General features: G+C 67.0%; 3 protein-coding genes. 1 reads left to right on the forward strand and 2 read right to left on the reverse strand.

The window, feature by feature from the left end; genetic code table 11:
- Positions 1–297 (forward strand): hypothetical protein (locus ACIQWX_RS50630; RefSeq protein WP_400887501.1); only part of this gene is annotated, 297 nt, incomplete at its 5' end.
- A gap of 45 nt (positions 298–342) precedes the next feature.
- Here ACIQWX_RS50630 and ACIQWX_RS50635 read toward each other — a convergent pair.
- Both ACIQWX_RS50635 and ACIQWX_RS50640 read right to left on the reverse strand, forming a co-directional pair.
- The gene (locus ACIQWX_RS50635; RefSeq protein WP_400887504.1) at positions 343–939 is read right to left on the reverse strand and encodes a hypothetical protein; all 597 of its coding nucleotides are present in this window, start codon (positions 937–939) and stop codon (positions 343–345) included.
- A gap of 7 nt (positions 940–946) precedes the next feature.
- Positions 947–1,777 carry a DUF6283 family protein gene (locus ACIQWX_RS50640; protein WP_400887507.1) on the reverse strand — a complete coding sequence of 277 codons (831 nt, stop codon included), beginning with the start codon at positions 1,775–1,777 and terminating at the stop codon, positions 947–949.
- Positions 1,778–2,487: the final 710 nt, after the last annotated feature.

Consider the following 2,487-nt stretch of genomic DNA (forward strand, 5'->3'; position numbering starts at 1 on the left):
CAAGTCTGTGGGCGCCCACGCAGCGAGGAGGTGTACGTGCTGGCGGCGGAGAACCGGACGCACACGACGGTCCAGATGTACGGCGGCGCGCTGTGCTCCCTGGCGTGCGCCCGGTTGACGGCCGTGGAGTGCCCGCACTATTACACCAAGAAGACGCCGATCGGGGTGTTTGTGGTGCCTCGGCAGGTTCGGGTCGATCTGTTCGGTGGCGGGTTCGGCAACGACGACGAGTACGACCTGACGGGATTGCAGCCAGTCGATCGGATCCGGTTCGTCGGGGCGCAGGAGAAGCTGTGAAGCATCACCGGAGGCGCAGCCACTGAGCTGCCGTGCCTGCGACGTCTAGGCGAACAACGAGCAATCCGGGGTCGGGGTGATCGTGAGACCGTCGGTGTCGACGACGTACTCGAACTCGTCGCGGTCGGTGTTGCGGGCCAGCAGCCGCTCGGGTTCGACCATTGCGGTCCAGATCGCTCCGGGGAGCCGGCCGCCGAAGCCGCCGGCGGCGTAGGTGCGGGCGACGTCGCGGGAATCGGTCCACGACCAGTCGCCGCGGCGGTCGGCGACGGATCCGCGGTAGAGCCGTTGTGCGGCCGTGGGGCGGGGAACCCGGTGGCCGTCCTCGGTGTAGCCGGCCGCGGTGAACAGCTGCCGCCAGCGGCCGCGGCTCAGCGCGCGGTCCGGACGCTCGGCCATCGCCCAGGCGAGGCCGACGTAGCGACCCAGGTCCAGATCGGTGATGAGCCGATGCCGGTGCAGCACGTCGAGCAGGACGGGGCCGTCATCGCCGGGAACACGGAACAGGACCACGGTGAGCTCGTCGACGGTCAGGGTGGTGGCGCGGTCGACCAGATGGGCCGCGAGAGCGGCAACGTCGAAAATGACCGGGATCCCGTCGGCGGCAGCGATCTCGGACCCGTCCAGTGCGAGCTCTGGCACGGCAGTCCTACGCGTGCGTGGACGGTGTCAGCGGGATCGGTTCGTGTACTCCGCCGAGTACGGCAGCTGAGGCAAGGTACCGGCGTAGCTGCTCGGCGACCTCGTCAGTGTCGGCGCCCAGGTCGTCGCCGACGCACTCGACGACGAACTGGCGGATGATCTCCAGCGCTGACGTGCCGGCCGGGAACTTCGGATGCTGCGGGATCCCGAGGTGCCCCGCCGCGCCGAGCCGCCCGGCAAGCAGGGCCGCGTCGGCCGTCATCGCGTCCCCGGCGTCCAGTCCTGCCGATTCGACGAGGAACGCGCGGATGAGGCGTTCAGTGTGGGTGACCGTCGCGGCGCGCTGGTCGGCGTCGATGTCAGCCCGCCCGAGGCTGGTGTCGTTGGGTGGGCGGCTGTCGCGGCATGGCGCGAGGACAGGGTCGTCCGCGGCGACGCCGTTGGCGATCGCCATCTCCTTATAGGTGTCGTACAGCGGGTGCGAGGAGGAGACGTCGGTGATGTCCGGGCCGTTCAAGCGGACGGTGGCATTGTGGGCGGCGCCGCGCAGCAGAAACCCGGCGCAGGTCTTCGGCGCATCGCGTTTGCTGCCGTGGCAGCCGAACAGCTTCTCAGCCCAGTCGTAGGTCGTGGGGGCGGAGAGACGGAACACCTCGGGTGGGAACGCGCCGATCGGTGCATCGCGCCGCCATGGGCAGCGCGGGCACGGCTCCTCTTGGAACGCGCCGTCGGGGGAGGTGATCGTGACGACACCCCAGCCGTTCGCGCCCTCGCGGATGGCTATGACCTCGGCGCCGCCCTGGGCAGCCGCTCCGGCGTGCTCCGTCGGTTCCGGCACAGTCGCTCCCCTCGCATCGAGTGCCCGCCAGTGTAGTGGTCGAGGCTGACGCAGTGCTTCTGTCCGGCGACAGCCAGGATGTCGGTTCGGACGTTCGTTCGTGATGTGTACCGGGCGAAAGAAACGCATGCCCGGCTTGGTCGCGGCCGCTGAGCGTCGTCGGTGCGTGATCGCCCTATCTCTGACGTCGCTTCCGCTGTTGCGTGCTCGCCAGGCGCATTTTGCAGCCGATGATAACGCAGTGAGTATCAGCGTCGCGCGCGTGTCGGGCAATAATGAACCCTGCGACAGTTCTAGACTGATTCAAGTCACGTTGTTCCCCGTGCTCGAGCCGGGGAACGTCCTTGGCGTCCTGTCGGGTCATCCGGCAGGAGTGGTTCGAAGGATGGTGATCAGTTGCCGCGCAACCCGCGCAGCAGCAGGAAAAACCACGGCCGATCACCGCAAGGTGAGCTCGTAGTCAGCATGAGCATCACGCTCACACTGACGACGAGCCGCTGGACGGTCGGCCTACTTCTGGTACTCCTGGCCTCAGAAACTAGTAAGTACCTGTAGCAGATGTTGGTGCTCGGGAGCAAGGTTCGATCTTGTTCCCGAGCATTTCTGCATCGTTCTAACCTACCGAACCTACCGAACCTACCGAACCTACCGAACCTACCGAACCTACCGAACCTACCGAACCTACCGAACCTACCGAACCTACCGAACCT

The sequence above is a fragment of the Amycolatopsis sp. NPDC098790 genome (assembly GCF_044759945.1).
Taxonomy (GTDB): domain Bacteria; phylum Actinomycetota; class Actinomycetes; order Mycobacteriales; family Pseudonocardiaceae; genus Amycolatopsis.